Raw genomic sequence first — 6,745 nt, forward strand, 5'->3', positions numbered from 1 at the left:
CTTCTGGCGCTGCATGTCACGCCCGCCAACACCGACGATCGCGCCGAGATTGGCCGGATCGCCAAGACGATTCAGGCAGAGACTGGTCAGAGCGTCGAAGTCGCCTTCGTTGACCAGGGCTACACAGGCGACAAGCCTGCAACGGCGGCTGCAGAACACGGCATTGCCCTCGAGGTCATAAAGCTGTCGGAGGCCAAACGAGGCTTCGTGCTGCTCCCAAGGCGATGGGTCGTCGAACGATCCTTCGCGTGGGCCACACGCTTCCGAAGACTTGTCAAAGACTACGAGCGATGCGCTCAGACCCTCGCCGACCTCCCCTTCGCATGCATCATGCTCAAAAACGTCGCTAAACTCGCTGCTGGTTCCTAACAGCCTCTAGCTGGCACATCTCAACTGCGGCCCGCTTCTGTTGCTTCCCGTCTCATCTCCTGTTCGGTTGAGCACCCAAATGTCGGAAGCCCGACAAGCCCAACCGACATCGCCCTCCCGCTTGGCTGGAAATATTTGTCTTGTATCCCTTCAGACAAGCCCTGACCAGATTCGCACCTGGCACGGGGATTGCTGGTTAATGCGTGGCTCAGTCGATCTACAGATCATTCGGGGCGCTATCGCCTAAGTGAGGGGGCGCATGCGGGGACATCCGATGTCACGGCAGCACTCCCGAAGCGCCTTCAGTGGTGCAAGCGCTGCACTAGTGTTGTGTCTCTAACGCTTGTTCCGCACGGGCGACTTTTTCGAGGATTTCGCCTGCGGACTTGGTCCAGATGAAGGGCTTTGCATCGGCATGGTGGTTTTCCAGGTATTCCATGATCGCGCTTTTGAGTTCGGCGACATTCTCGAAGGTGCCGCGGCGGATGCGGTTTCGAGTGATCTCGGCAAAGAAGCGCTCCACCATGTTGAGCCAAGAGGCCAAGTTCGGAGTGAAGTGCAAATGGAGGCGTGGATGCGCCTTGAGCCAACGCTTTACGGCCGGCGTTTTGTGGGTCGCATAGTTGTCAACGACCAGATGCGGGTCGAGGCCGGGCGGGGTCTGCTGGTTGATCAGCCTGAGAAAGCGAAGCAACTCACGATGTCGATGGCGTGGCATGCACGTCCCGATCACCTTGCCGTCCAGCATGCTGAGTGCCGCGAACAAGGTCGTAGTGCCGTTGCGCTTGTAGTCGTGGGTCATGGTGCTGGCGCGGCCCTTCTTCATGGGCAGGCCGGGCTGAGTATGATCGATAGCTTGGATTTTGCTCTTTTCATCGACGCAGAGGACCAACGCCCTGTCCGGCGGATTGAGATAGAGCCCGACCACGTCTTCCACCTTGGCAGCGAAGTTCCTGTCGCGCGAGACTTTGAACGTGTCGATGAGATGCGCTTTCAGTTTGTGCGCATGCCAGATACGCTGGACGCTGCTGTGGGAGAGGCCCACCGCCTTCGCCATGCTGCGCACGCTCCAACGGGTCGCATTGGCGGCTTCTCGTGCAGCGTCATGTGCACGACCTGCTTGATCTTTTCGGGCGACTACGGTTTGATGCGCGATGGTCGGGTCGCGTCCTTCAGCAGCCTGTCCACGCCTTTAGCCAAGTGGCGCTGACGCCAGCGGCGCGCGGTCATCAGGCTCTTGCCAAGAGTCGCCTCTGCCGTCGATCCATCGCTTGCCAGCAGCGCAATCCGTGCTCTCCAAACCACCTTATGCGGCGTGTTCCGGTCCCGGACCAGCCGATCCAATCGCTCACGGTCGGTCGCGCCGACCACAATCTGTTCGATCTTCCTCATCAGCGCAGACTTGCAGGTTCGCGCCGATTTGTGAATCGTCTGTCAGTGACAGAACACCAGATGGCGGGAGTTCCCGCTTTGCGATCGGATTTCCTGACATTTCATCGGCTGATTGAAGCAGGCTCCATGTTCCGACCGGTCACCTCCGGAGAACCTCATGTCCTCTGCGCCCTCCTCGCCCGGCGTTGATCCAGCGGCGCAGAGCGCTCCCTGCAAAGCCTACTTGGTTGGCACCGGGATCGCCGCCTTGGCGGCAGCAGCGTATCTCGTCAAGGAGGGTGGGTTATCGGGCGAAAATATCGTCCTGTTCGAGGAGATGGAACGGTTCGGAGGCAGCCTCGACGCACATGGCGATGCGAGCAAGGGCTACGTCATGCGCGGCGGGCGCATGTTCGAAGAAAAGTTCAACTGCACGTACGACCTGCTCTCCTTCATTCCTTCGATCAGCGATCCGGCCAAATCGGCGAAAGCCGAACTAATGGACTTCCATCAAGAGTTTTTCTGGAACGACAAAGCTCGTCTCGTTTACGGCGGCGAGATCGTCGATGTATCCGATTTGGGTGTCAGCAAGAAAGATCGCCTCGACCTGCTAGCTCTTTGCATGGCACCTGAATCGGCCGTCGGCGCTCGAACCATCCAAGATTGGTTCAATCCTCGTTTCTTCCAGAGCAACTTCTGGTTCATTTGGTGCACAACCTTCGCTTTCGCCCCTTGGCACAGTGCGGTCGAGTTCAAGCGCTATTGCTTGAGGTTCCTGCACCTGTTTTCGACCATTGACACCATGGCGGGGATCTACCGAACCCAGTTCAACCAATTCGATGCCATAGTCCGCCCGATCGTTGCCTGGTTGAGGGCGCAGGGCGTGCGGCTGGAGATGAGCGCGGAAGTGACCGACCTCGATGTCACCATCGAAGGCAGCCAGAAGACCGCGATGCGTCTGTACTACCGGCAAGGCGGCGAGGACCGCGCCATCGACCTGGCGGAACAGGATTTGGTGTTCGTCACCAACGGTTCAATGACCTCGGACACCAGCTATGGGTCCATGGACGCGGTCCCACTGCTGAGGACTGAGCGAAGCGGCGGTTCGTGGAGGCTGTGGGAGCACTTGGCTGCCAAAAATCCGGACTTCGGTCGCCCCGCCGCCTTCATCTCCAATATCGACCAGTCGAAATGGGAATCCTTCACAGTCACGGCCGACGACCCGACCTTCTTCGATCGGCTTGAAGCCTTCTCCGACAGCAAGGCTGGCAAGGGCGGCCTGGTAACGATTAAGGATTCCAGTTGGCTCTTGACCGTCATCCTCAATCATCAACCGCACTATTACAAGCAGCCGAAGCATAGTTGGGTCTGGTGGGGTTATGGACTCTTCCCGGACAGGCCGGGCAACTTCGTACCCAAGCCGATGTCGGAGTGCACGGGCCGCGAAATTTTGATCGAGCTGCTGCTGCACCTGCGATTCGCAGACAGCATTGCGCACATTCTCGACACCTCGCGCATCGTGACGGCGATGATGCCCTATGTCACGGCCCAATTCATGCCGCGCACGGAAGGAGACCGCCCGAAGGTCATTCCCAGGGGATCGCGCAACCTCGCCTTCATCGGCCAGTTCTGCGAGATTCCCGACGACGTTGTCTTTACCGTCGAATATTCCGTGCGCTCGGCCCAGATCGCCGTATTCGGATTGTGCGGCGTAAAGCGTCCCATCTCACCGTTCTACAAGGGCCAGCGTGACCCTCGTGTCCTTTTCGATGCCTGGAAGACGCTGCGCCGCCACTGATCGAGACACAAGCAAGGACCATGTCATGGGACGTATGAACGAAAAAGTCATTCTGGTGACCTGGCGGGGCTCGCGAGATGGGTGCGGCTCATGTCCCCCTGCTGACCGCCGAGGGGGCGACGAGTTCAGCTATCTCACCGGGAGATCGTCGTGATGGGGGCTCTTGGGATCTGCGTCTGGTACAAATGCCCGGCACCCGAGAACATCTTGTCATGAACACCACCTGATTGTCCAAGCCAATCGGATAGAATGTTGCCATGTATTACAGCAGCGGAAATTATGAAGCTTTTGCCCGTCCGCGCAAACCCGAAGGTGTGGACAACAAAACGGTGTGGTTCGTCGGTGCGGGCCTGGCGGCGCGGCCTTCCTAATCCGCGACGGGCATACACGTGGCGACCATATCACCATCCTCGAACGGCTGAAGCGACCAGGCGGTGCGCTCGATGGTAGCCAAGGACCGGAAGGGGGCTTCGTGATCCGGGGCGGCCGCGAGATCGAGGATCATTTCGAGTGTCTATGGGATTTGTTCCGGTCGATCCCCTCGTTGGAAATCGAAGGCGCCAGCGTGCTCGACGAATTCTACTGGTTGAACAAGGATGATCCGAACTACTCGCTGCAGAGGGCGACGGTGAGCCGGGGACAGGATGCGCATACCGACGGCCTCTTCACGCTGACGGACAAGGCCCAGAAGGAACTGCTCGCCATCTTTTTGGCTAGCCGTGAGGAGATGGAGAACAAGCGCATCGACGAAGCGTTCGGGAAGGAGTTTCTGAACAGTAATTTTTGGCTCTACTGGCGGACGATGTTCGCTTTTCAGGAATGGCATTCCGCCCTGGAAATGAAGCTCTACCTGCACCGGTTCATCCACCATATCAGCGGCCTGCCAGATTTCAGCGCACTGAAGTTCACCAAGTACAACCAGTACGAATCGCTCGTTCTGCCGCTGTGCAAATGGCTGGAGGAGCAGGGCGTCGCCTTTCGCTACGGGGTCGAAGTCACCGATGTCGACTTCGAGATACAGCCCGGATGCAAGCAGGCCACACGCATCCACTGGCAGGAGGGTAGCATCGCAGGCCGAGTCGATCTCGGCACCGACGATCTTGTATTCATGACGATCGGGTCCTTGACCGAAAACTCGGACCAGGGCGACCATCACACGCCCGCCAGGCTCGACGAAGGCCCGGCGCCCGCCTGGAATCTGTGGCGGCGTATTGCGGCCAAGGACGTCGCCTTCGGCCGCCCGGACGTGTTCGGCGGCAATATTCCTGCAACCAAATGGGAATCGGCGACGATCACGACCCTGGACGCGCGCATTCCGGAATACATCCGCAAGGTCGCCAAACGCGATCCCTTCAGTGGCAAAGTCGTCACGGGAGGGATCGTTACCGCGAAAGATTCGAGCTGGCTGCTCAGTTGGACTGTAAACCGCCAGCCACATTTCAAGCGCCAGCCCAGCGACCAGATCGTCGTCTGGCTCTATTGCCTCTTCGTCGACAAACCTGGCGATTTCGTGAAGAAACCGATGCAAGCCTGCACAGGCGAGGAGATCACGCAGGAATGGCTTTAATCACCTCGGTGTGCCTGTTGAAAACGTACCGGAACCCGCCGCGACGGGTGCAAAGACGGTGCCGGTGATGATGCCCTACGTCACCTCTCTTTTCATGCCGCGGCGGGCGGGTGACCGGCCAGATGTTGTGCCTAAAGGGGCAATCAATTTCGCCTTCATCGGGCAATTTGCGGAGGCAGCTGAGCGAGATTGTGTCTTCACGACAGAATATTCGGTTCGCAGGGCGATGGAGGCTGCCTACACACTTCTCCAAATCGAACGCGGTGTACCGGAGGTGTTCAACTCGACGTATGATATTCGCAAGCTGTTTGCCGCCATCGGCAGACTGCGTGATGGCAAGGAAATTCAAATTGCCGAACCCGCGCTCCTGCGCAAACTATTGCTGAAGAAGATCGAAGGCAACCGAGCTGTCACGGGCCAGCCAACGGACCTTAAACCCCCGCCATCATAGTGCTGGCTCGCTGTTGGTCTACCTCCTCGTAAACAAGTCCCGGCCGGTGATTTTCTGGAAGTTCCAGTCCGACCCCACGTAGTACAGCTTCCATCGAGTTGGAATCTTGTCACCAGCTCCTCTTGCTCGACGAGACCTCTCTCTAAATGATCTGACGTTTCAAATTCGGCAGCCGTATCGTGAGCAGTCGACTATACGGATGAATGTTGCTTCGGAGCGTTTGGAAAAGAGCCACTCTCCCATTAAGCATCGTGGTCACTCCGAGCTAAATTTCCTACTGTCAGCAAGAAAGCGACGGCCTTCTATCGGCGTCTGTAGCAACGGGCGTACCAAGCCGATTCTTAATTTAAGCTCCTGATGAGAGTGTGAGAAGTGGGTTTTCAAGCGATGACGGTGGGTGTTCGAATGCTGACAGAGGCGGCGTGCCTGTAAGACACCGGACAGGTGTCACTCTGGCCGATTTCCGCTGCAAAGTGAAGCTTCAGCATTGCGACCAATGGACTGCGGAGATGCAAACCCCGCCAGTGTGCCAGGTTTAAATAGGCATCTTGCCAGTTGGAGAAGTTCGTCTTCTCAGGTCTCGCTTGGGCCGAATTACTGGTTTCAATCATGCGCAGGGTAGAGTTGATTCGACGTTTGGACGTTTAGTTAGCCCCCAACCTGCTAGATGCCCCTGTCGTTGTTTCCTCTGGTCCTGGCCCATACGTACTTTATCCACGTCGACGATTCCCATCGGGGAGATCGTCAAATGCCCGCGACCGAAATCAATCGGATTTGCTGCGAGCGTGGCGTGCATCATTTTCGTTCGGCATGCTGCTTGCTTCGTTCAGTGAGCATACCCGGCGGGACTGGGTGATCTATTGGATCGAATCTAACAGTTGGTGCCCTCGTTTGACAGTGGCGACGATTTTGTCTGGGTCTGCGGTCCAAGCGAAGGGATTGGGATCGTTGTTAGTTTCGTCGAGGAAGCGGTTGATGGCAGCCTTGAGTTCGCGGACCGATCGGAAGACGCCGCGTTTGAGGCGCCGGTTGGAGAGTTTGGCGAAGAAGCCTTCGACGGCATTGAGCCACGAGGACGAGGTGGGCGTGAAGTGGAAGGTGAAACGCGGATGGCGATCGAGCCATTTGCGGACCTTCGGGTGCTTATGGGTCGCATAATTGTCGAGGATGACGTGGACGGTCCTTTTGG

3 protein-coding genes and 2 pseudogenes are annotated in these 6,745 nt (G+C 57.8%); 3 read left to right on the forward strand and 2 right to left on the reverse strand.

The genetic code is table 11. The features are described from left to right. On the forward strand, nt 1-369 hold a 369-nt coding region (locus tag K288_RS0141800), incomplete at its 5' end, for an IS5/IS1182 family transposase (protein ID WP_027584695.1). Nucleotides 370-691: 322 nt separating this feature from the next. Here K288_RS0141800 and K288_RS48690 read toward each other — a convergent pair. Continuing rightward, nucleotides 692-1,761: pseudogene (locus K288_RS48690) on the reverse strand (IS630 family transposase). A 157-nt stretch (nt 1,762-1,918) separates the two neighbouring features. On the opposite strand from K288_RS48690, the gene K288_RS0141810 reads away from it, so the two are divergent. Continuing rightward, nucleotides 1,919-3,538 carry an oleate hydratase gene (locus K288_RS0141810; protein WP_051335042.1) on the forward strand — a complete coding sequence of 540 codons (1,620 nt, stop codon included), beginning with the start codon at nt 1,919-1,921 and terminating at the stop codon, nt 3,536-3,538. 257 nt (nt 3,539-3,795) lie between these two features. Further along, nucleotides 3,796-5,556, forward strand: a pseudogene (locus K288_RS48695) (oleate hydratase). 857 nt (nt 5,557-6,413) lie between these two features. Here the strand turns inward: K288_RS48695 and K288_RS0141830 are convergent. Then, nucleotides 6,414-6,745: IS630 family transposase (locus tag K288_RS0141830; RefSeq protein ID WP_027584697.1), on the reverse strand; the 332-nt coding region annotated here is incomplete at its 5' end.

It is taken from the genome of Bradyrhizobium sp. Ai1a-2 (genome assembly GCF_000426245.1).
In the GTDB taxonomy this organism is placed as follows: domain Bacteria; phylum Pseudomonadota; class Alphaproteobacteria; order Rhizobiales; family Xanthobacteraceae; genus Bradyrhizobium.